The organism is Pseudooceanicola pacificus (assembly GCF_009789075.1).
Taxonomy (GTDB): Bacteria; Pseudomonadota; Alphaproteobacteria; order Rhodobacterales; family Rhodobacteraceae; genus Pseudooceanicola; species Pseudooceanicola pacificus.
Genome location: NZ_WNXQ01000006.1, coordinates 156,139 through 177,454, shown reverse-complemented (window position 1 = coordinate 177,454; position 21,316 = coordinate 156,139). Strand labels below are relative to the sequence as shown.

The window sequence follows — 21,316 nt, the reverse complement described above, 5'->3', positions numbered from 1 at the left end:
CCGATGAACGCCATGACCGAGACACCCACGGGCACCACCATCGCCTCGACCCCCTATGCCTGGCCGTGGAACGGCGACCTGCGGCCCGGGAACACGGCGCTGATCATCATCGACATGCAGACCGATTTCTGCGGGCCCGGCGGCTATGTCGACTCGATGGGCTATGACATCTCGCTGACCCGCGCGCCGATCGCGCCGATCCAGGCGCTGCTGTCGGCCTTCCGCGCCAAGGGCTACATGGTGATCCACACCCGCGAGGGGCACCGCGCCGACCTGTCGGATCTGCCCGCGAACAAGCGCTGGCGCTCGCGCCGGATCGGGGCGGGTATCGGCGATCCCGGCCCCTGCGGGCGGATCCTGACCCGCGGCGAACCGGGCTGGGAGATCATCGACGAACTGGCCCCGCTGGAGGGCGAGGTGATCATCGACAAGCCGGGCAAGGGATGTTTCTGCGCCACCGATCTGGAAATGATCCTGCGGCTGAAGGGAATCGACAATATCGTGCTGACCGGCATCACCACCGATGTCTGTGTGCACACCACCATGCGCGAGGCCAACGACCGCGGCTTTGAATGCGTGATGCTGACGGATTGCTGCGCGGCGACGGATCCGGCGAACCACGCGGCGGCGATCCACATGATCCACATGCAGGGCGGCGTCTTTGGCGCGACCGCCAGTTCGGCCGATCTGCTGGCCGTGCTGCCGTGATGCGATGTGCCGGAGTCCATCGGCTGGAGGCGCAGGCGCCCGATGACGTGAGCGCGATTGCCGCGCTGATCGAGGCCGGGCGGCTGGCGCCCGGCTCCATCGTCGCGATCTTTGGCAAGACCGAGGGCAACGGCTGCGTCAACGACTTCACCCGCGCCTTTGCCGTCAGCGCCCTGCGCGCCCTGCTGTCCCGTCATCTGCCGCTGGCCGAGGTCGACCGGGTCGCCCTGGTCATGTCCGGCGGAACCGAGGGCGCGCTGTCGCCGCACTGGCTGGTCTTTACCTCGGATCCCGCGCCCGGCGGTGGCGAAAGCCCGGCGCTGGCCATCGGGCGGGCGCGCACAAGGGCCCTGCTGCCCGAAGAGATCGGAACCCCTGCCCAGTCGGCCGAGGTCGCCCGGGGCGTGGCCGCCGCGATGGCCGATGCCGGGATCACCGGCCCCGACGCGGTGCATTACGTGCAGGTGAAATGCCCCCTGCTGACCCCCGAACGGATCGCCCAGGCGGATGCGCGCGGCGCCGCCACGGCCACCCGCGACACGCTGAAGAGCATGGCCCTGTCGCGTGGCGCCTCGGCCCTTGGGGCGGCGATCGCTCTGGGCGAGGTGCCCGGCGATGCCGAACCCGGCGATCCCGCGCTCTATTGTACCCGCTGCGGGGCCTCGGCCGGGGTCGAGCTGGAGGATCACGAGATCGTCGTGATGGGCCTGTCCGACAGCTGGTCCGGCCCCCTGCTGATCGACCATGCGGTGATGTCCGACAGCATTGATACCGAACCCGTCCGCGCCGCCCTCGCCCGCCTGGGGCTGGACGCGCCGGGGCAGCTGGCCCCCGCGCAGCGCGCCCGGCTGCTTGCCGTGATGGCCAAGGCCGAGGCCGCCGCCTCGGGCCGGGTCCGGGGCGCGCGTCATGTCATGCTGTCGGATTCCGACATATCGCACACCCGCCATGCCCGCGCCTTTGTCGGCGGGGCGCTGGCGTCGCTTGTCGGGTTCACCGACCTGTTCGTTTCGGGCGGGGCGGAACACCAGGGCCCCGATGGCGGCGGCCCCGTCGCACTCATCGCCCGCCGCAGCTGAGGATCCCATGCACGCAGCCCAGCCCATTCAGTCCCCGCTCCCCGCCGTCGGTATCGAAACCGTCGGCATGACCATGCGCTTTGGCAGTTTCACCGCGCTCGACGATGTCTCGATCAAGGTGCGGCCCGGGTCGTTCCACGCCCTGCTGGGCGAGAACGGGGCCGGCAAGTCGACGCTGGTGAAATGCATCATGGGCTTTTACCACGCGAGCGCGGGCAGCCTGCTGATCGACGGGTTCGACGGCAATGTCACCGATCCCCGCGACGCCCATGCCAAGGGGCTGGGCATGGTCTATCAGCATTTCACCCTGGTCCCCGCCCTCACCGCGGCCGAGAATCTGGTGATCAGCCGCGCCGATGTTCCCGCCGTCGTGAACTGGGAGCATGAGATGACGGGCCTGCAGGCCTTCATGGCGGCGATGCCCTTCCGCGTCCCGCTGAGCGAACCGGTGCACCGCCTGGCGGCGGGCGAGAAGCAGAAGCTGGAGATCCTGAAACAGCTCTACCTTGGCCGCCGGTTCCTGATCCTGGACGAGCCGACCTCGGTCCTGACCCCGGACGAGGCGGACGAGGTGCTGGGCCATGTCCGCAAGCTCTGCGAGGCGGGGGAGCTGTCGGTGCTGATGATCAGCCACAAGTTCCGCGAGGTGACCGCCTTTGCCGACGAGGTGACGGTGCTGCGCCGGGGCCGCCGCGTGGGCGGTGGCATGGTGGCCGATCTCAGCCATCAGGACATGGCCGCGATGATGATGGGTGACGCCAAGCCCGCCGCCCCCGCCGCGCGCGAGGTGACGACGGGCGAGACCGTGCTGGCGCTGGAGGGCGTGCGCGCCCGCGACCGCTCGGGGCTGAAGGAGATCGCCATCGACGGGCTGACCATCCGCGCGGGCGAGATCGTGGGCATCGCCGGGATCTCGGGCAACGGGCAGATGGAACTGATGGAGATCCTCACCGGCCAGCGCCCGGTCAGCGCCGGCACCATCGCGGTCAAGGGCGCCCCCTATGGCGCGACCCGGGCCGAGGCGCGCCGCCACAAGGTGCGCTACCTGCCCGAAGAGCCGCTGCAGAACGCCTGCGCCCCCCGCATGACGGTGAGCGAAAACATCGGCTTCCGCTCCTTCGACGTGGATGTCGGGGGCACCCGCTTCTGGCTGGCCCCGGGCGAGATGAAACGCCGCGCCGCGCGGCTGGTGACGGATTACAAGGTCAAGACCGCCTCGCTCGACAGCCCCATCGCCGCGCTCTCGGGCGGCAATGTGCAGCGCGCCGTGCTCTCGCGGGAACTGGACGGAGAGGTCGACATCCTGATCATCTCGAACCCGTGTTTCGGGCTGGATTTCACCGCCGTGGCCGAGATCCGCTCGCGTATCATGTCGGCGCGCAACCAGGGCACCGCGGTTCTGCTGATGAGCGAGGACCTGGACGAAATCCTGGAACTGGCCGACCGCGTGATGGTGATGTCCGAGGGGCGGCTGGTCTACGAATGCACCGCGGCCGAGGCCGATATTCCCACCATCGGCCATCACATGGGAGGCCACGCATGAAGATCGACGCCCTGCCCTTTGCGCTGGAATGGGACCCGGCGACCACTGCGCTGATCGTCATCGACATGCAGCGCGACTTCATCGAACCGGGGGGCTTTGGCGCGACCCTGGGCAATGACGTGACGCTGTTGCAGGCCATCGTGCCCGCCACCGCGCGGCTGATCGCCGGATGCCGCGCCGCCGGGATCCCGGTGATCCACACCCGCGAATGCCACCGGCCCGACCTGTCGGACTGCCCGCCCGCCAAGCGGCTGCGCGGGTCGCCGAGCCTGCGCATCGGGGATGCCGGTCCGATGGGCCGCGTGCTGATCGCGGGCGAACCGGGGGCCGAGATCCTGCCCGAACTGGCCCCTGTGCCGGGCGAAAAGGTGATCGACAAGCCCGGCAAGGGCGCCTTTTACGCCACCGATCTGGGCACGCATCTGGCCGGTCTGGGCATCCGCACGCTGATCTTTGCGGGCGTCACCACCGAGGTCTGCGTGCAGACCACCATGCGCGAGGCCAACGACCGCGGGTTCGACTGCCTGCTGGCCGAGGATGCCACGGAAAGTTATTTCCCCGCCTTCAAGACCGCCGCGATCGAAATGATCCGCGCCCAGGGCGCCATTGTCGGCTGGACCGCGCCGGTGGCCACCATCCTTGCAGCGGTGGCGCCGATAGATGCCTGATGCGACAGCCTTTCACGGGCTGGCCGCTGGCGGCTGGCAGCAGATGGAATTCACCCGGTTCCGCGACGGGATCGAGATCTGCACCCTTCAGGCGGGCCATCCGCAGGTTGCGCTGCTGCGCTATGCCCCCGGCGCCCGCGCGCCCCGGCACCGCCATTCCGGGCTGGAATGCGTGCTGGTGCTGGAGGGCAGCCAGAGCGACGAAAACGGCCATTACACCGTCGGCAGCCTGGTGATGAACCCCCCCGGGAGCGAACATTCCGTCTGGTCGGAGGACGGCTGCGTGGTGCTGATCCACTGGGCCACGCCGGTCGAATTCCTCGAACCCGCCTGAGCGGATGGCGTTGCGGCACCTCGGTTCCGGCGCTGGTGCCGCACGCGCTCCAAGAGCGGCATCGAGGCCGTCGCGGTGCAATCCGACGGGACCGCCAGGCCGGGCAGATCTGGCGCAAGGCGCAGCGGTGTCGGGTGCGCGGCTCTGGCGAAACCGGCGTTATCCGAAAAGCTCGCCACCGCCCGGGTCCCCTAAACAGAGACTGTATCGGGGGTCTCGGCCCCGATCGCCGCCTGTTGGACAGCGGTTTCCTGTCGACAGGATGACCTGCACCCGCGCCGCTTGGCGCGACCACCGAAAGCGGCTTGCAGCAGGCCACGGCAGCCAGCAAGACGCCCGCCCCGCCCGGCCGATTTCCATTGCGGCGGCGCAGCTGGCGACGCAAGACTGGCGGCGACAGCCGTCGGGGATGCAGCATGACCGATACCGACATTGCCGTGATCGGCGCCGGGATTGTCGGCACCAGCACCGCCCTCTGGGCACGGATGCGCGGCCATGACGTCACCCTGATAGACCCTGAACCGCCCGGATCCGGCACCAGTTCGGGCAATGCCTGCACCATCGCGACCTATGCCTGCCTGCCGGTCAACGACCCCTCGGTGATCACCGGGCTGCCTGCCCTGCTTTTCGGCCCGCAGAGCCCGCTGGCGATCTCGTGGCGCCACGCCCTGCTGAACCCGCGCTGGATGCTGTCCTTTCTGGCGAATTGCCGCGTCGCGCGCGCGGACCGGATCGCCGGTCACCTCGCCACGCTGCTCTCTCATGCCGAGGCCGGGCTGAACCCGCTGCTGGCCGAGGCCGGGGCCGAAGACCTGGTCACGGCGCGCGGTCAGCTCTCGCTCTGGTCGACCACCGCCGGGGCCGAGGGCGCGACCCGGGGGCTTGGCATGCGTCGCGCCCTTGGCGTGCCCTTCACCGAGCTGACGGAGGAAGAGGCGCGCGCCCTGGAACCCGGTGTCGCGCTGCCGATCGCCCGCGCGGTGCATTTCACCGGCGCGCGTCAGGTCGCCGACCCGTTGGCGCTGGTGCAGCGGTTCCACGCCCGGTTCACGGACCTTGGCGGGCAGACCCTCGTCGCCCGGGCCACGGCAACCCGGGCCACAGGCGATACGGTCGAGATCACGACAGGCGGCGGCACCCTGACCGCCCGCCATGCGGTCATCGCCTGCGGGGCCTTTTCGCGGTCGGTGCGGGGATCGGGCGCCGAATCCCTGCCGCTGGGGTGCGAGCGGGGCTATCACCTGCTGTTCCCTGGCGAGGCGCATCGCGTCACCCGCCCCACCGGCTGGGCCGAGGGCGGGTTTTACGCCACACCGATGGCCCAGGGCCTGCGCCTGGCCGGCACGGTCGAGATCGCCGCGCTGAACGCCCCGCCAAACCCCAAGCGGCTGGCCTATATCCGGCGGCGCGCGGCGCAGATGTTTCCCGACCTGCCCGAACCGGGGTCGAGCTGGCTGGGCCACCGCCCGACCCTGCCCGACAGCCTGCCCGCCATCGGGCACAGCCCGGTGTCGCGTCGGATCATCCATGCCTTCGGGCACCAGCATCTGGGCCTGACCCTTGGCGGCATCACCGGGCGCATCGTGGCGGATCTGGCCGAGGGGCGGCAGCCGAACCTGCCGCTGCCCGCCTATGACCCGGCCCGCCGGTTTACCTGAGATAAGACCCTGTTCCGCCCTGAAACGACCCGCAGCAGGCAAGCCCGCCGCGGAGTCAGAGGGCCTGCCCGGGGACATCCTGCGACCCTTGGGCCGGAACGACAGCCCTCAAACCCCGGTTCGATCCACCGGAGCGGCGGAGGATCCGGGGCCGGGGCCAAGGCCGCTCTGCCTCAGCCGGTGACGGCAAGCGCATCCGGGAAATTCTGATAACAGACCGGGCGCAGGAACCGGCGGATCGCCAGCGTGCCGACAGAGGTGGCGCCGAAATTGGTCGAGGCCGGGTAAGGCCCGCCGTGGACCATGCTGTCGGCGACCTCGACCCCGGTCGGATAGCCGTTCACCAGGATGCGCCCCGCCTTGCGCTCCAGCACCGGCAGCAGTTGCCGGGCCAGGGCCGTGTCGGCCTCGTCCATCTGCAGCGTGGCGGTCAGCTGCCCTTCGAAGCCCTTGGCAAGTTCGATCATCTGCGAAGGTTCCGAAACCCGGATGGCCAGGCCGAGCGGGCCAAAGACCTCTTCGCCCAGCACATGGTCATTCAGGTAGCTGGCCATGTCGGTCTGGTAAAGATTGGGGGAGGCCTGCCGCCCCTCGTCCGCCGTTGTCAGGACCGGGCGGACGGCGTTGCGGGTGTCGAACCGCGCCTTGCCGCGCCGGTAGGCGGCGGCGATCCCATCGGTCAGCATCGGCTGCGGGGCGACTTTCGCCAGCGCCTCGGCGGCGGCGGCCACCACGGCGTCGCCCTCGGGCCCCTCGGGGATCACGGCGATGCCTGGGTTGGTGCAGAACTGCCCCGCCCCCATGGTCAGCGACCCGGCCCATCCGGCGCCGATCTCGGCCCCGCGCGCGGCGGCGGCGGCGGGCAGGATGAACATCGGGTTGACGGAACCCAGCTCTCCGAAAAAGGGGATCGGCTCGGGCCGCTGCGCACAGAGGTCGAAGAGCGCGCGCCCGGCGCCCAGAGAGCCGGTGAAGCCGACCGCGCGGATCAGAGGGTGCTGGACCAGGGCCTGGGCATAATCCACCTGATCGCCCTGGATCAGCGAGAAGACACCGGGATGCATGCCACAGCGGGCAATGGCGGCATGGATCGCCTCGGCCACGATTTCGCCTGTGCCGGGATGGGCCGGGTGGCCCTTGACCACCACCGGGCATCCGGCGGCGAGCGCGGCGGCGGTGTCGCCCCCGGCGGTCGAAAAGGCGAGCGGGAAGTTCGACGCGCCAAAGACGGCCACCGGGCCGATGGGGCGCTGCATCATCTTCAGGTCCGGGCGCGGCAGCGGCTGGCGGTCGGGCAAGGCGGGATCGTGGCGGATGTCGAGGTACGCCTCGCTGCGGATATGCGTCGCGAAAAGGCGCAGCTGCCCGGTGGTCCGCCCCCGCTCGCCCTGCAGGCGCGCCTCGGGCAGGCCGCTTTCGGCGGTGCCGATGGCGGTGATGTCCGCGGCGCGCGCCTCGATCTCGTCGGCGATGGCGTCGAGGAAGGCCGCCCTGTCCTCACGAGAGGAATAGCCATAAGTCCAGAAGGCCTCTTCGGCGGCCTGCACGGCCCGGTCCACGTCACCGGCCGTTCCGCGCGACACGGCAAAGCCCGGCCCGTGCAGCGGAGTGGAGGTGAAGGTATCCGCCCCCATCGTCCAGTCCCCGGCGATCAGGTGTTTTCCATGCGGCGTGAAGGTCATGTCGGTGCTCCTCGGGATCGGTTCAGCGGTGAATTGTCCGCCTTGGTAGACGCTTTCGGCTGCATCTGCCACCGCTCCGGGCGCCGGTGTCCTCAGCCGACGAGATCGACGTCATAGGCCGCCAGCTTGGCGTCCGAACTGGCCAGGCGCAGCCCCTCGCATCGGGCCTGGGCAACCAGCATCCGATCGAACGGATCCGCGTGATGCAGGGGCAGGGCCGCGGCGGCCTCGGCATGGGTCCACGAGATCGGCAGCGGGCGGCATCCGGCATCCACCGCGATATCGAACAGCTCTTCGGGCACGTCGAGCTTGCCGATGGCCCGCTTGATCCCGATCTCCCACACGCTGGCGGCCGAGATATAGAGCTCTCCCCCGCCGATGGCCGCGCGCTGGTCCGCCGACAACCGGGGATCGTCCAGCAGCGCCCAGAGCAGGACATGGGTGTCCAGCAGCAGGCGCATTCAGTCCCCGGCCGCGCGGTCGAACATTTCGGCGATCTCGTCGTCGCCGGCAAAGATATCCGCAGGCAGCGTGAACGCCCCGGCCATCGCGCCGATCAGCGGGCGCCCGACCGGGCGGTCGGCGGCCACGATCTTGGCCACCGGGCGGCCATAGCGCGTCAGCTCTATCGCCTCTCCCGCTTCGACGCGGCGAATGATCTCGGCGAACTGGGCCTTGGCCTCGGCAATGGCGATCTGCATGGGACACCTCTCGTGTTGACCAAGATATAGGTCAGAATGCCGGGGATCGCAAGCGGACGGTCGCCCCGCTGCCGGTTTTCTGATCGCTTTCGCCCTGTCCCGGCGCGCCGCCCGGCTAACCCCAAAATATTCCTAGCACGAATATTATTTTCTCACTACAGTGACTCGGGAGACCTTTAACGCTCTTCGGAGGACCCATGTGCGGCATTGTAGGCCTGTTTCTCAAGAAGGATGAGCTGCGGCCCCGTTTGGGCGACATGCTCACCGACATGCTCATCACCATGACCGACCGTGGCCCCGACAGTGCCGGGATCGCGATCTATGGCGATTCCTCGGACAATCTGAAGATCACCGTTCAGTCCGACACCGACGCGGATTTCGACGGGCTGGAGGCGGCGCTGGCCGGGCATCTGGGCGCGCCCGTGACGATGCGCCGGATCAGCACCCATGCCGTGCTGAGCGTCCCGGCCGAGGCCGGCGCGGCGGCAACCGCTTTCCTGGACCAGCGCGGCATCCGGATCATGAGCGCGGGCACCAGCATGGAAATCTTCAAGGAGGTCGGCCTGCCCCGCGACGTGGCCGACCGCTTCGGCATTCGCGGCATGGGCGGCAGCCACGGCATCGGGCACACCCGGATGGCCACGGAATCCGCGGTGACGACGATGGGGGCGCATCCCTTTTCGACCGCGCCGGACCAGTGCCTGGTGCACAACGGCTCTCTGTCGAACCACAACGACATGCGCCGCCGCCTGGCGCGCAAGGGTGTCCACACCCGGACCGAGAACGACACCGAGGTCGGCGCCGCCTATATCTCGTCGCGCATCGCCGAGGGCGCTTCGCTGGGCGAGGCGCTGGAGGGCACGCTGAAGGACCTCGACGGCTTCTTCACCTTTGTCACCGGCACGCGGGACGGGTTCGGCGTGGTGCGCGATCCGATTGCCTGCAAGCCCGCCGTGATGGCCGAAACCGGGGATTACGTGGCCTTTGGCAGCGAATACCGCGCCTTCGCCAACCTTCCCGGGATCGAGGCCGCGCGCGTCTGGGAACCCGAACCCGCCACCGTCTATTTCTGGGAGCGCTGAGCCATGCCCGTTCTGGACATGCTGACAACCGAATTGCGCGACGTGAACGCCGCCCTGCATACCGCCGCCAGGGGCCAGGCGAACGAGGCCTATGTGATCGAGAACCCGCGCGGCGCCCATGCCATCGCGGTCGGGCTGGACGGGCCGGTCTCGGTCACCGTGAAGGGCTCGACCGGCTATTACTGCGCGGGCATGAACAAGACCGCCACCGTGCATGTTCAAGGCTCCGTCGGCCCCGGCGTGGCCGAGAACATGATGTCGGGCGAGGTGATCGTGGATGGCGATGCCAGCCAGTATGCCGGGGCGACCGGGCATGGCGGGCTGCTGAACATCCGGGGCAATGCCTCGTCGCGCTGCGGCATCTCGATGAAGGGGATCGACATCGTGGTGCATGGCTCCATCGGGCATATGTCGGCCTTCATGGCGCAAAAGGGCAACCTGGTGGTGCTGGGCGATGCGGGCGAGGCGCTTGGCGACAGCCTGTACGAGGCGCGGCTTTTCGTGCGCGGGACGGTGAAATCCCTGGGCGCGGACTGCGTGGAAAAGGCGATGCGGCCCGAACATACCGCCCTGCTGGCCGACCTGCTCAAGCGCGCGGGCGCCGATGCCCGCCCCGAGGAATTCCGGCGCTACGGCTCGGCCCGCCAGCTTTATCATTTCAACATCGACAACGCGGACCAGTATTGATGGACAAGACCCCAGCCACCGAACCGCGCCAGTCCTGGACCTTCTCGCGCGAGGTGAACGCGGAAATCCGCCGCGCCGCCGCCACCGGCATCTACGACATTCGCGGCGGCGGGGCGAAGCGGCGGGTGCCGCATTTCGACGACCTGCTGTTCCTGGGCGCCTCGATCTCGCGCTATCCGCTCGAAGGCTACCGCGAGAAATGCGAGACGGGCGTCACGCTTGGCACGCGCTACGCAAAGAACCCCATCGAGCTGAAGATCCCCGTGACCATCGCGGGCATGTCCTTCGGCTCGCTCTCGGGCCCCGCCAAGGAGGCGCTTGGCCGGGGCGCGACGATGGCCGGGACCTCGACCACCACCGGCGATGGCGGCATGACCGAGGAAGAGCGCGGGCATTCCGAAAAGCTGGTCTATCAATATCTGCCCTCGCGCTACGGGATGAACCCCGACGACCTGCGCCGCGCCGATGCGATCGAGGTGGTTGTCGGCCAGGGCGCAAAACCCGGCGGCGGGGGCATGCTGCTGGGTCAGAAGATCACCGAACGGGTCGCCGGCATGCGCGACCTGCCCGTGGGCATCGACCAGCGGTCCGCCTGCCGCCACCCGGACTGGACCGGCCCCGACGATCTGGAGATCAAGATCCTCGAACTGCGCGAGATCACCGGCTGGGAAAAGCCGATCTACGTCAAGATCGGCGGCGCGCGGCCCTATTACGACACCGCGCTGGCGGTCAAGGCCGGGGCCGATGTCGTGGTGCTGGACGGGATGCAGGGCGGCACGGCGGCGACGCAGGATGTCTTTATCGAACATGTGGGCCAGCCGACCCTGGCCTGTATCCGCCCCGCGGTGAAGGCGCTGCAGGACCTCGGGATGCACCGCGAGGTGCAGCTTGTCGTCTCGGGCGGGATCCGTTCGGGCGCTGACATGGCCAAGGCGCTGGCGCTTGGCGCCGATGCGGTGTCCATCGGCACGGCGGCGCTGATCGCCCTGGGCGACAATGACCCGCGTTACGAGGCCGAGTACAACGCCCTGGGCACCACCGCCGGGGCCTATGACGACTGGCACGAGGGGCGCGACCCCGCCGGCATCACCACCCAGGACCCCGAGTTGATGAAGCGGCTGGACCCCGAGGCCGCGGGCCGCCGGCTGCGCAATTTCCTGAACGTGATGACGCTGGAATGCCAGACCATCGCCCGCGCCTGCGGCAAGAGCCACGTGCACAACCTGGAACCCGAAGACCTCTGCGCGCTGACGATGGAGGCCGCCGCCATGGCGCAGGTGCCCCTGGCGGGCACCGACTGGTGGCCCGGCAAGGCCCAGTTCTGAGAATGCGCCGCCCCCCGCTCTGACGCGACATCCAAGCAGCGGGGGCCCGGGGGGACCCCCGAGCCGACAACCACCGGGACGGAAGGACCAGACGATGAGCGACCTCGCCACATTCGCCGCCGAGCGCGGCGTGAAGTATTTCATGATTTCCTACACCGACCTGTTCGGCGGCCAGCGCGCCAAGCTGGTGCCCGCCCAGGCCATCGCCGGGATGGAGCAGGACGGCGCCGGGTTCGCGGGCTTTGCCACCTGGCTGGACATGACGCCCGCCCATCCCGACATGCTGGCCGTGCCCGACCCTGCCGCCGTGGTGCAGCTGCCGTGGAAGCCCGAGGTCGCCTGGGTCCCCGCCACCTGCGTGATGGAGGGCGAAGAGATCGAACAGGCCCCGCGCAACGTGCTGCGCCGCATGGTCGACGCCGCCGCCGCCGAAGGGCTGCGGGTGAAGACCGGGGTCGAGGCCGAGTTCTTCCTGCTGACACCCGAGGGGGACCGGATTTCGGATGTCCACGACACCGCGGCAAAGCCCTGTTACGACCAGCAGGCCGTGATGCGCCGCTACGACGTGATCGCCGAGGTCTGCGATTACATGCTCGGCCTCGGCTGGAACCCCTATCAGAACGACCACGAGGACGCGAACGGCCAGTTCGAGATGAACTGGGATTTCGACGATGCCCTGGTGACCGCCGACCGGCACAGCTTCTTCAAGTTCATGGTGAAATCCGTGGCCGAGAACCACGGGTTGCGCGCGACCTTCATGCCAAAGCCGGTCGAGGGGCTGACGGGCAATGGCTGCCACGCCCATATCTCGGTCTGGGACATTGCGGGGCAGGCCAATGCCTTTGCCGGGGCGGGCACGGGCCAGACCGGCGAGGTGGGGCTGTCCGAAAAGGGCGCGCATTTCCTGGGCGGGATCATGCAGCACGGCGAGGCCCTGCCCGCGATCACCAATCCGACGGTGAACAGCTACAAGCGCATCAATGCCCCGCGCACCATTTCGGGCGCCACCTGGGCGCCCAACACGCTGACCTGGACCGGCAACAACCGCACCCACATGGTCCGTGTCCCCGGGCCGGGCCGGTTCGAGCTGCGCCTGCCCGACGGCGCGGCCAACCCCTATCTGCTGCAGGCCGTGATCATCGCGGCGGGCCTGTCGGGGCTGAAGGGCAAGGCCGATCCCGGCCCGCGCCACGACATCGACATGTATGCCGAGGGCCACACGGTCAAGGACGCCAAGCGCCTGCCCCTGAACCTGCTGGATGCGATCCGCGCATTCGAGGCCGACGGCACGCTGACCGCAATGCTGGGCGCCGGGTTCTCGGCCTCTTACGCCAAGCTCAAGCGGCAGGAGTGGAACGCCTATACCGCGCATTTCTCGCAGTGGGAAAAGGACAATACGCTGGATATCTGAGCCGGGCCGCCGCCCTGCCCCGGCCCCGCGCCGGCGGCTTGGTGGTGGAAACCGCGCCGCGTCTGGATTAATTCAGACACAGGCGGCGGAGGTAAAGCAGCGCTCATGAAGGACAAGAAGCCCGAAACGATTGCCCTGCGCCAGGATCCCCATGCCGTGCGAGAGCCGCGCGAGCGCAACCTGGAGCTGGCCATCGGCCGCCAGATCCGCGAGCTGCGCAAGCGCCAGCGGATGACGGGAACCGAGCTAGCCGCCCAGGCCGGGCTGTCCGTCGGCGCCATGTCCAAGATCGAAAACGGTGTGATCTCGCCATCGCTGGCAACACTGCAGGCGCTGGCCGATGCCCTGCGGGTGCCGGTCGTGCATCTGTTCACCGGGTTCGACCAGCCGCGCGGCGCGATGCATGTGAAGGCCGGCGAAGGGGTCGAGATCAAGCGCGAGGGGACGCGTGCCGGGCACCAGTACAACCTGCTGGGCCATATCGGCTCCACCGACAGCGGCGTGGTGGTGGAACCCTACCTGATCACCCTGACCGAGGACACCGACATCTTTCCCGTCTTCCAGCACGCGGGGATCGAGTTCCTGTACATGATCGAGGGCACGCTGGAATACCGCCACGCGGAAACGCTCTACATCCTCGAACCCGGCGACTCGCTGCTGTTTGACTCCGACGCGCCGCACGGGCCGGAACGGCATCTGCAGCGCCCGATCCGCTATCTGTCGATCATCTGCTACCCGCAATAGGCCGCGCGGCCCGGATCCGCCCGCCCGCCGCAAGGCCGGGATCCGGATCGCTGCGCGCCGCTTGGGCCGGTTCGCCGTTGTGACTTGCGAATTATGCAACAAAACTGTCTGCATTTGCATTTTTGGTAATCAACAAAGACGGTCTACACTTGGTCAACATCAAGGGAGGAGACCATGAGTATTCCACGTTGGCGCAGCATCTGCGCCGCGAGTGCCGTTGCACTTGCCGCGTCTTTTGGCCCGGCCATCGCCGGCCCGGCAGACGACACGCTCCGCGCCGCCATGGCCGAGGAGATCCTGAACCTCGACTACAACTACACCACCAAGCGCGAATACATCATCCTCGCGCAGCTGACCGATGCCACGCTCTTCGACCTCGACCCCGCGACGCAGGAATTCAATCCCTCGGTTGCCACGGGCTATGACTGGGTCGACGACACCACGCTCGACGTCACCCTGCGCGACGATGTCAAATTCCACGACGGCAGCACGCTGACGCCCGAGGACGTGGCCTATACCTACAACTGGATCGCCAGCCCCGACAGTGAATCCAACGCCAGCGGAGTGGTCGAACGCTGGCTGGACAATGCCGAGGTGACCGGGCCGAACACTGTCCGCTTTCACCTGAAATCGGTCTATCCGCTGGTGCTGCGCGACATGTCCAACCGCATCATGCTGCGCAAGGCCGGCACCTATGACGCGGGCGGAACCATCGACCGCAACGCCATGTCGAGCAACCTGATCGGCACCGGCCCCTACAAGGTCGTCAGCTTCGAGCCGGGCACCGAACTGGTGCTGGAGCGGTTCGACGACTTCTTTGGCGACAAGCCCGCCATCGGCAAGGTCGTGGTGCGCAACATCCCCGATATCGGCACCCAGCAGGCCGAGCTGATGTCGGGCGGGATCGACTGGATGTTCAAGGTGCCGCTGGACCTGGCCGAAAGCCTGGGCGCGACACCGATGGCCGAACACCTCAGCGGGCCGGACCTGCGGATCGGGTTCATCGTGCTCGACGCGCATGGCTATACGGATCCGGACGGACCCCTGACCAACCTCAAGGTGCGCCAGGCGATCAACTATGCGCTGAACACCGAGGAAATGGCCAAGTACCTGATCGGCGGCTCGGCCGAGGCGATCCATACCGCCTGCCATCCGGCTCAGTTCGGCTGCGATCAGAACGTGACCGCCTATCCCTACGACCCGGAAAAGGCCAAGGCCCTGCTGGCGGAAGCAGGCTATGGCGAGGGCTTCCCGCTCGAACTCTGGGCCTATCGCGACAAGGCGGTGGCCGAGGCGATCTCGGCCGATCTGACCAAGGTCGGCATCGACGTCGACCTGCGCTATGTGAAGCTGGAAAGCCTGAACCAGGCCCGGGCGGCACGCGAGATCCCGGCCTATGTCGGCACCTGGGGCTCGGGCGGCACGGCGGATACCGCGGCCATCGCGCGGATCCATTTCTCGGACAGCGACCGCAACCTGTCGGGCGACGAGGCGCTGCAAGAACTGGTCCTGTCGGCCGAACAGACGGCCGACCAGGCAAAGCGCAAGGCGATCTATTCCGAGGCGATCGGCAAGATCGCGGACGAGGCCTATTGGGCGCCGCTCTTCTCGTACTCGGCGAATTATCTGGTCTCGCCGCAGCTGTCGTTCCCGCTGGACCCGGATGGTCTGCCGCGGCTGCAGCACGCATCCTGGAAGTGAGCTGACCCCTGCGGGGGCCGCATCCGGCCCCCGCAACGAAAGGACCCAAACTCATGCTGCGTTACATCGCGCTGCGCGGGCTGCTGGCGTTGCTTGTCGCCTTCACCGTCTCGCTTGCCGCCTTCCTGTTGCTGAATGTCGCCGCCGATCCGGCCCAGGCCATCGCCGGCGAGGACGCCACCCCCGATGTGGTCGAGGCGATCCGCCAGCGCTACGGTCTGGATCAACCGCTCTGGGTGCGCTACGGCGAATGGCTGGGCGGCGTGCTGCAAGGCGATTTCGGCGAAAGCTATTACTGGCACAAGCCGGTCGCCGAACTGGTCGCGGACCGCGCGGACGAGACGATCACCCTGGCGCTGTCGGCGCTGTCGGTGACCATCCTGATCGCCATCCCCCTCGGTGCGCTGGCGGCGCTGAACCCCAACAGCTGGATCGACCGGGTCGCCCTGGGTGTCGCGGTTTCGGCCCAGGCGGTGCCGAACTTCTGGCTGGGGCTTATCATGATCATCCTCTTCGCGGTGATGATCCCGATCTTCCCGGTCTCGGGCGATGACACGTGGAAGCATTTCGTGCTGCCGGCCTTTGTCCTGGGGGCCTCCTCCGTCCCGGCGGTGATGCGTCTGACCCGCACCGGGCTGATCGAGGTGATGGGCGCCGATTACGTCCGCACCGCCCGCGCCAAGGGCTTTCGTGGCTGGCCCCTGCTGCGCCGCCACGCGATGCGCAACGCGCTGCTGCCGGTGATTTCGGTCCTGGCGGTGCAGCTTGGCCAGAAATTCGGCGGTTCGGTTATCACCGAAAGCATCTTTGCCATCAACGGGCTGGGGCGGCTGGCGCTTGAATCGATCCTCGGCGCGGACATCCCGACCGTGCAGATGCTGATCTTTGTCTTCGCCATCGTCTTTGTCGTCATGAACCTGCTGGCCGACATCCTGAATGCGGCACTGGACCCGAGGATCCGAATCGGATGACCACCACCGACATCACCCTGTCCGCCGTCGAGGACGGCGAGACCAAGGCCCTGACGCCGGGCGAGATTTTCCGCCAGCGCATCTTTGGCCACAAGGGGTTCCTGCTGGGCGCGGGGCTGATCCTGCTGATCGTTCTGGTTGCGATCTTTGCCCCGCTGCTGGCCCCGCACGACCCCTATGCGCAGTCCCTGTCCTCGCGCATGCTGCCGCCCGTCTGGGACGACGCCGGAACATGGGACCATCTGCTGGGCACCGACCAGAACGGGCGCGACTACCTCAGCCGGCTGATCTATGGCACCCGCGTCTCGATCACCATCGGCATCGGGGCGGCCACCGTGGGCCTGTTCATCGGCGTGACGCTCGGCGTGATCGCCGGTTATTTCGGCGGCTGGCTGGATCATGCCATCAGCTTTCTGCTGACCGCGCAGCTGGCCCTGCCGGGGCTGCTGCTGGCCATGGCGCTGGTCTTCATCATCGGCCCGTCGATCTGGGTGGTGATAGGCATCGTCGGGGTGCTGCACTGGACCTATTACCTGGTTGTCACCCGTGCCGCGACACAGCGGATCCGCTCGCAGGATTTCATCGCCGCCGCCGCCGCCTCGGGCGCAAGTTCGCGCCAGATCATCTGGCACGAGATCCTGCCGAACCTGCTCAGCTCGATCATCGTGATCTTCACCTTCGAACTGGGCATCGCGATCCTGGCGGAAAGCTCGCTGTCCTTCCTCGGCGTGGGGATCCAGCCGCCGACGCCGTCGTGGGGCCTGATGATCGCCGAGGGCAAACAGGCGATGTTCTATCGCCCCTGGCTGGTGATCCTGCCCGGCATCTGCCTGTTCCTGCTGGTCATCGGCGCCAACCTGATGGGCGACGGGCTGCGCGACATCACTTCGCCGGAGGGCCGCAACGGATGAGTACGCTCCTCGATATCCGCAACCTGTCGATCTCGCTCAAACTGCCCGACGGCACGCTGCATGCGGTGCGCGACGTCAGCCTCTCTCTCGACCGGGGGCAGTCGCTTGGCATCGTCGGCGAAAGCGGCTCGGGCAAGTCGCTGAGTGCCCTGGCGCTGATGCGGCTGCTGCCGCGCGGGGCCGAGTGCCGCCCGACGCGCATGGCCTTCGACGGGCAGGACCTGCCCGCGATGCCGGATGCCGCCTTTGCCCATGAGATCGCCGGGCCGCGCATCGGCATGATCTTTCAGGAGCCGATGACCTCGCTCAACCCGGTCTATACCATCGGCCGCCAGATGACCGAGGCCGCCGTGGCGCGTGGCATGCTCTCGGGTTCGCAGGCGCGGAAAAAGGCGATCGACCTGCTCGACCGGGTCGGCATCCCCGACCCCGCCGGGCGCATGTCGCAATATCCGCACCAGATGTCGGGCGGCCAGCGGCAGCGGGTGATGATCGCCATGACCCTGATGCTGGACCCGGACCTGCTGATCGCGGACGAGCCGACCACCGCCCTGGACGTCACCGTCCAGGCGCAGATCCTCGACCTGCTGGACGGGCTGCGGCGCGAACGGCAGATGGGCATGATCCTGATCTCGCATGACCTTGCCGTGGTGGCCGAGCGCACGGACCATGTGGCCGTGATGTACGCGGGCGAGGTGATCGAACAGGGTGCCGCCGCGGCCGTGCTGCGCGCCCCGGCGCATCCCTACACCCAGTCCCTGTTGCAGGCGATCCCCACGATGGGGGCCGATCCCGCCCGCCTGGGTGCGATCCCCGGCACCGTGCCCTCGCTGATGCACCCGCCCACGGGCTGCATCTTTGCCCCGCGCTGCGGCTACCGGCGGCCCGACTGCACCAGCGCGCGTCCGCCGGTGCAGCAGGCCGGTGCGGTGCATGATTATCGCTGCGTGCTGAGCGACCCGCCGACCGCCCGCCCCCCGGCCCAGCCCCTGGCCGGGCATGGCGTCGCCGGAGGCGAACCGGTGATCGCGGCCAGCCATGTCACCCAGCTGTTCCAGTCCCGAAAGGGCCTGTTCGGCCCGAAACGCGAGATCCGCGCGCTGGACGACGTGTCGCTTGCGCTCAGGCGCGGCGAGACCCTGGCCCTGATCGGCGAAAGCGGGTCGGGCAAGTCGACCCTGGCGCGGATCATGCTGGGACTCGCCCTGCCGACCTCGGGCGAGGTGACCATGCTGGGCCGCCCGGTGGCCGAGCTGACGGGGACCGAGCGGGCCTCCTTCGTGCAGCCGGTGTTCCAGGATCCCTATTCCTCGCTCAACCCCAGGCGCCGCCTGGCCGAGATCATCGCCCGCCCGCTGGTGCTGCGCGGCGAGGGCGACAGCGTGTCCCGCGCCCGGTCGGTGGAACAGGCGATGGACCTCGTCCGCCTGCCCAAACGCCTGCTGCACACCTATCCCTCGCAGTTGTCTGGCGGCCAGCGGCAGCGGGTGGCCATCGCCCGCGCGCTGGTGACCCGGCCCGAGGCGCTGGTTTGCGACGAACCGACCTCGGCGCTCGACGTTTCGGTGCAGGCGCAGATCCTGAACCTGCTGGACGAGCTGCGCGCGGAAATGGGGCTGACCTGCCTCTTCATCACCCATGACATGGCGGTGGTGCACCAGATCGCCGACCGGGTCGCCGTGATGTATCAGGGCCGGATCGTCGAAGAGGGCAATGCCCGCGACGTGCTGTCCCGCCCCGCGAACGATTACACGCAGCGCCTGCTGGCCGCCGCGCCGCGTTTCGATGCCATGCCGGAAATGGAGGCCGCCCGATGAAAGTGAACACCCCCGGCCTGACGCCCGGGACCCTCTTTGCCCGCGAGACGCTGTGGCAATCCTGGCTGGATGTCGAGGCCGCCCTGGCCGAGGTGCAGGCCGAGATGGAGATGATCCCCGCCTGGGCCGCCGAGGGGATCCGCGCCGCCGCCACACTCGACAAGATCGGGATCGAGGCGCTGCAGGCCGACATCCGGGTGACCCATGCGCCGGTCCTGTCGATGACGCGTCTGCTGGGCCGCGCGGCGGGCGAGGCCGGGGCCTATGTCCACTGGGGCGCAACCACGCAGAACGTGATGCAGACCGGCCGCATCCTGCTGATCCGGCAGGCCGATGGCGCGATCCGCCGCGCGCTTGGCGCCGCGCTGGACCGGCTGGCCGAAATGGCGGCGACCCATGCCGGCACGCTGATGGCGGGGCGCACCAACCGCCAGCACGCGCTGCCGATCACCTTCGGCTTCAAGGTCGCCGGCTGGATCGAGGAACTGACCCGCGCGGTCGACCGGCTTGACGGCGGCGGGCGGCGGCTTTTCGTGCTGCCCTTTGGCGGGGCGGTCGGGGCGATGCACGCCTTTGGCCCGCAGGGGCAGGAGCTCAACACCCGCCTTGCCGCCCGGTTCGGGCTGGGCGCGCTGCTGGTCCCGGGCCGGGCGATCAACGACCTTTTTGCCGATTACGTGGTGCAGCTTGCGCTGATGGCGATGACGATCGAACGGATCGCGGCCGAACTGTACCTGCTGATGACCGAGGAAATCGGCGAAATCTCGGAAACGCTCGATCCCGGAACGGTCGGATCCTCGACCATGCCGCACAAGATCAACCCCAAGTTCGTCGTCCGCGTTCTGGCCGAAGCGGCCGAGCTGCGCGGCATCGCCGGATCGGCGCTGGAAACCGGCCGCTCCAGCCACGAGGGCGACGCGGCCAAGAACCAGCTGCTGAGTTCGGTGCTCGACCGCGCCATTCCCCTGGCCTGGACCCTGGCCGAAGGCTTCGACGGGCTGCTGCGCCGGATCGCCGTGAACGCCCCGCGCATGGAACGCAACGCCAGGCTCAGCGGCGGGGCCATCGCGACCGAGGGCCTGATGATGCTGCTGGCCCCCCGCGCCGGGCGGGCCGTGGCGCATGACCTGATCCACCACGCGCTGGATCGCCGCGCGGGCGGCAGCGTGGCCGAGGCGCTGAAGGCCGACGGCGGGCTGAGGGCGCATCTGTCCGAAGCCGAGATCGACGCGGCGCTGGACCCGGCGAATTACTGCGGCGACAGCGCCCGTATCGCGCAGGACGCCGCGCGCATGGCGCGCGAGCTGGGGCGTCAGATCAGGTAGATCAGGTCGGCCAGCCCCGGCTCGGTGGTCCGGCGCGCCTCGACATGGGCGCAGAGCCCGTCAAGGAACACCTCGGCCAGTTCGGCGCGTGGCCCCGGGGCATGCACGCTGGCATAGGTGATCCAGGCATCCCCGGCCAGCGGGCGGATCGCCAGGCCCTGCAGCATGGTCGATGTCATGACCATCGGGTCGATCAGCGTCAGGCCCAGCCCGTGGCGCACCATTTCCACGGTAACCAGGGTGGATCCGGTTTCGAACGCGATTTCGGGGCGCAGCCCGGCCTTGCCCATCAGCTCTTCGAGCCTGTCCCGCCACAACTGGCCTGCGGCCAGGGTCACGAGAGGCTCTGCCGCCAGGGCCTCGACCCCGATTTCGGTCTCGGCAGACAGGGGGTGATCAGCGGGCATCAGGGCACAAAGGCGCGAACGCAGGACCGGCATGATGTCGATGGGGATGATCTCGTTCTGCACCGGCAGCGAGATCATCCCCATGTTATAGCCCCGCGCCGCCACCTTGCTTTCGATCTGGAACCGGCTTTCGACATGCAGGGTGCATTGCAGGTCCACCCCCTCGCGCCGCAGCCGGGCAATGGTGGGCACCACCAGCCCGTTGGCCAGCGGCGCAGCGGTCACCACCGACAGCCAGTTGCGCGTGCGGGTGCGCAGGTCGCGGGCGATCACCGGGATCTCGTCGATCCCGTCCAGCGTGTTCGATATCTGCTGATAGAACATCGCCCCCGCCTCGGTCAGTTCCAGATTGCGGCGCGAGCGCGAAAAAAGCTCCAGCTTCAGGCTGGTTTCCAGCTGTGTCAGCAAGCGGCTGGCGGCCGAGGGCGACAGGTTCATCCGCGCCGCCGCCTCTGACAGCGATCCTGTGGCGACCACGTTGCGGAACAGGCGCAGGCTCTTGATGTTCATGACGGTCCGGATGCTTGCATGATCTGCACGGTTTAGCGGAACAGGTGCAAAT

The 21,316-nt window shown here is 68.4% G+C and carries 20 protein-coding genes; 16 read left to right on the top strand and 4 right to left on the bottom strand.

Annotation, left to right across the window (positions count from 1 at the left end):
- Positions 1 to 3: 3 nt before the first annotated feature.
- From biuH to GLS40_RS12270, 6 genes are all read left to right on the top strand, one after another.
- Positions 4 to 708 (top strand): biuret amidohydrolase, encoded by a 705-nt coding sequence (gene biuH, locus GLS40_RS12295; protein ID WP_160383026.1) that lies wholly within the window; start codon positions 4 to 6, stop codon positions 706 to 708.
- Complete coding sequence (atzD, locus tag GLS40_RS12290) at positions 708 to 1,787, top strand: cyanuric acid amidohydrolase (protein WP_160383025.1); 1,080 nt, start codon at positions 708 to 710, stop codon at positions 1,785 to 1,787. Before biuH ends, atzD begins: the two co-directional genes overlap by 1 nt.
- 7 nt (positions 1,788 to 1,794) lie before the next feature.
- Positions 1,795 to 3,330 (top strand): ABC transporter ATP-binding protein, encoded by a 1,536-nt coding sequence (locus GLS40_RS12285; RefSeq protein WP_160383024.1) that lies wholly within the window; start codon positions 1,795 to 1,797, stop codon positions 3,328 to 3,330.
- On the top strand, positions 3,327 to 3,998 hold the full coding sequence (locus GLS40_RS12280) for a cysteine hydrolase family protein (RefSeq protein WP_160383023.1): 672 nt from the start codon (positions 3,327 to 3,329) through the stop codon (positions 3,996 to 3,998). The genes GLS40_RS12285 and GLS40_RS12280 overlap by 4 nt, the downstream gene beginning before the upstream one ends.
- Entirely contained in the window at positions 3,991 to 4,332 is a 342-nt protein-coding gene (locus tag GLS40_RS12275) for a cupin domain-containing protein (RefSeq protein ID WP_160383022.1), read from the top strand. Before GLS40_RS12280 ends, GLS40_RS12275 begins: the two co-directional genes overlap by 8 nt.
- Positions 4,333 to 4,748: 416 nt before the next feature.
- On the top strand, positions 4,749 to 5,990 hold the full coding sequence (locus tag GLS40_RS12270) for an NAD(P)/FAD-dependent oxidoreductase (protein ID WP_160383021.1): 1,242 nt from the start codon (positions 4,749 to 4,751) through the stop codon (positions 5,988 to 5,990).
- A gap of 173 nt (positions 5,991 to 6,163) precedes the next feature.
- Here the strand turns inward: GLS40_RS12270 and GLS40_RS12265 are convergent, their stop codons facing one another.
- The 3 genes from GLS40_RS12265 to GLS40_RS12255 form a co-directional block, all read right to left on the bottom strand.
- Positions 6,164 to 7,672, bottom strand: coding sequence for an aldehyde dehydrogenase (NADP(+)) (locus GLS40_RS12265; protein ID WP_160383020.1), 1,509 nt, complete (start codon positions 7,670 to 7,672; stop codon positions 6,164 to 6,166).
- Positions 7,673 to 7,764: 92 nt separating this feature from the next.
- The gene (locus GLS40_RS12260; protein WP_160383019.1) at positions 7,765 to 8,133 is read right to left on the bottom strand and encodes a type II toxin-antitoxin system VapC family toxin; all 369 of its coding nucleotides are present in this window, start codon (positions 8,131 to 8,133) and stop codon (positions 7,765 to 7,767) included.
- Positions 8,134 to 8,373: a type II toxin-antitoxin system Phd/YefM family antitoxin gene (locus GLS40_RS12255; protein WP_160383018.1), complete on the bottom strand. Its 240-nt coding sequence runs from the start codon at positions 8,371 to 8,373 to the stop codon at positions 8,134 to 8,136. It lies immediately after the preceding gene.
- A gap of 197 nt (positions 8,374 to 8,570) precedes the next feature.
- On the opposite strand from GLS40_RS12255, the gene GLS40_RS12250 reads away from it, so the two are divergent.
- The 10 genes from GLS40_RS12250 (at position 8,571) to GLS40_RS12205 (ending at position 20,347) form a co-directional block, all read left to right on the top strand.
- Positions 8,571 to 9,455 (top strand): class II glutamine amidotransferase, encoded by an 885-nt coding sequence (locus GLS40_RS12250; protein ID WP_160383017.1) that lies wholly within the window; start codon positions 8,571 to 8,573, stop codon positions 9,453 to 9,455.
- A 3-nt stretch (positions 9,456 to 9,458) separates the two neighbouring features.
- Complete coding sequence (locus GLS40_RS12245) at positions 9,459 to 10,142, top strand: GltB/FmdC/FwdC-like GXGXG domain-containing protein (protein WP_160383016.1); 684 nt, start codon at positions 9,459 to 9,461, stop codon at positions 10,140 to 10,142.
- The gene (locus GLS40_RS12240; RefSeq protein ID WP_160383015.1) at positions 10,142 to 11,467 is read left to right on the top strand and encodes an FMN-binding glutamate synthase family protein; all 1,326 of its coding nucleotides are present in this window, start codon (positions 10,142 to 10,144) and stop codon (positions 11,465 to 11,467) included. Before GLS40_RS12245 ends, GLS40_RS12240 begins: the two co-directional genes overlap by 1 nt.
- Positions 11,468 to 11,561: 94 nt before the next feature.
- Positions 11,562 to 12,878 carry a type III glutamate--ammonia ligase gene (gene glnT / locus GLS40_RS12235; RefSeq protein ID WP_160383014.1) on the top strand — a complete coding sequence of 439 codons (1,317 nt, stop codon included), beginning with the start codon at positions 11,562 to 11,564 and terminating at the stop codon, positions 12,876 to 12,878.
- Between the two features lie 105 nt (positions 12,879 to 12,983).
- Positions 12,984 to 13,622, top strand: coding sequence for a helix-turn-helix domain-containing protein (locus GLS40_RS12230; protein ID WP_160383013.1), 639 nt, complete (start codon positions 12,984 to 12,986; stop codon positions 13,620 to 13,622).
- 174 nt (positions 13,623 to 13,796) lie between these two features.
- Positions 13,797 to 15,323: an ABC transporter substrate-binding protein gene (locus GLS40_RS12225; protein ID WP_160383012.1), complete on the top strand. Its 1,527-nt coding sequence runs from the start codon at positions 13,797 to 13,799 to the stop codon at positions 15,321 to 15,323.
- A 53-nt stretch (positions 15,324 to 15,376) separates the two neighbouring features.
- Positions 15,377 to 16,294, top strand: coding sequence for an ABC transporter permease (locus tag GLS40_RS12220; RefSeq protein WP_160383011.1), 918 nt, complete (start codon positions 15,377 to 15,379; stop codon positions 16,292 to 16,294).
- Entirely contained in the window at positions 16,291 to 17,205 is a 915-nt protein-coding gene (locus GLS40_RS12215) for an ABC transporter permease (RefSeq protein WP_160383010.1), read from the top strand. Before GLS40_RS12220 ends, GLS40_RS12215 begins: the two co-directional genes overlap by 4 nt.
- Complete coding sequence (locus GLS40_RS12210) at positions 17,202 to 19,022, top strand: dipeptide ABC transporter ATP-binding protein (RefSeq protein WP_160383009.1); 1,821 nt, start codon at positions 17,202 to 17,204, stop codon at positions 19,020 to 19,022. Before GLS40_RS12215 ends, GLS40_RS12210 begins: the two co-directional genes overlap by 4 nt.
- Positions 19,019 to 20,347, top strand: coding sequence for a lyase family protein (locus GLS40_RS12205; protein WP_160383008.1), 1,329 nt, complete (start codon positions 19,019 to 19,021; stop codon positions 20,345 to 20,347). The genes GLS40_RS12210 and GLS40_RS12205 overlap by 4 nt, the downstream gene beginning before the upstream one ends.
- Here the strand turns inward: GLS40_RS12205 and GLS40_RS12200 are convergent.
- On the bottom strand, positions 20,335 to 21,264 hold the full coding sequence (locus GLS40_RS12200) for a LysR family transcriptional regulator (protein WP_160383007.1): 930 nt from the start codon (positions 21,262 to 21,264) through the stop codon (positions 20,335 to 20,337). The genes GLS40_RS12205 and GLS40_RS12200 overlap by 13 nt on opposite strands.
- Positions 21,265 to 21,316 lie beyond the last annotated feature (52 nt).

Coding starts and splice junctions, on each gene's coding strand:
- GLS40_RS12265 (WP_160383020.1), bottom strand. CDS start 7,672: ATGACCTTCACGCCGCATGGAAAACACCTGATCGCCGGGGACTGGACG.
- atzD (WP_160383025.1), top strand. CDS start 708: ATGCGATGTGCCGGAGTCCATCGGCTGGAGGCGCAGGCGCCCGATGAC.
- GLS40_RS12280 (WP_160383023.1), top strand. CDS start 3,327: ATGAAGATCGACGCCCTGCCCTTTGCGCTGGAATGGGACCCGGCGACC.
- GLS40_RS12255 (WP_160383018.1), bottom strand. CDS start 8,373: ATGCAGATCGCCATTGCCGAGGCCAAGGCCCAGTTCGCCGAGATCATT.
- GLS40_RS12200 (WP_160383007.1), bottom strand. CDS start 21,264: ATGAACATCAAGAGCCTGCGCCTGTTCCGCAACGTGGTCGCCACAGGA.
- GLS40_RS12260 (WP_160383019.1), bottom strand. CDS start 8,133: ATGCGCCTGCTGCTGGACACCCATGTCCTGCTCTGGGCGCTGCTGGAC.
- GLS40_RS12285 (WP_160383024.1), top strand. CDS start 1,795: ATGCACGCAGCCCAGCCCATTCAGTCCCCGCTCCCCGCCGTCGGTATC.
- GLS40_RS12215 (WP_160383010.1), top strand. CDS start 16,291: ATGACCACCACCGACATCACCCTGTCCGCCGTCGAGGACGGCGAGACC.
- GLS40_RS12270 (WP_160383021.1), top strand. CDS start 4,749: ATGACCGATACCGACATTGCCGTGATCGGCGCCGGGATTGTCGGCACC.
- GLS40_RS12220 (WP_160383011.1), top strand. CDS start 15,377: ATGCTGCGTTACATCGCGCTGCGCGGGCTGCTGGCGTTGCTTGTCGCC.
- GLS40_RS12250 (WP_160383017.1), top strand. CDS start 8,571: ATGTGCGGCATTGTAGGCCTGTTTCTCAAGAAGGATGAGCTGCGGCCC.
- GLS40_RS12210 (WP_160383009.1), top strand. CDS start 17,202: ATGAGTACGCTCCTCGATATCCGCAACCTGTCGATCTCGCTCAAACTG.
- GLS40_RS12240 (WP_160383015.1), top strand. CDS start 10,142: ATGGACAAGACCCCAGCCACCGAACCGCGCCAGTCCTGGACCTTCTCG.
- biuH (WP_160383026.1), top strand. CDS start 4: ATGAACGCCATGACCGAGACACCCACGGGCACCACCATCGCCTCGACC.
- GLS40_RS12230 (WP_160383013.1), top strand. CDS start 12,984: ATGAAGGACAAGAAGCCCGAAACGATTGCCCTGCGCCAGGATCCCCAT.
- GLS40_RS12275 (WP_160383022.1), top strand. CDS start 3,991: ATGCCTGATGCGACAGCCTTTCACGGGCTGGCCGCTGGCGGCTGGCAG.
- GLS40_RS12225 (WP_160383012.1), top strand. CDS start 13,797: ATGAGTATTCCACGTTGGCGCAGCATCTGCGCCGCGAGTGCCGTTGCA.
- glnT (WP_160383014.1), top strand. CDS start 11,562: ATGAGCGACCTCGCCACATTCGCCGCCGAGCGCGGCGTGAAGTATTTC.
- GLS40_RS12205 (WP_160383008.1), top strand. CDS start 19,019: ATGAAAGTGAACACCCCCGGCCTGACGCCCGGGACCCTCTTTGCCCGC.
- GLS40_RS12245 (WP_160383016.1), top strand. CDS start 9,459: ATGCCCGTTCTGGACATGCTGACAACCGAATTGCGCGACGTGAACGCC.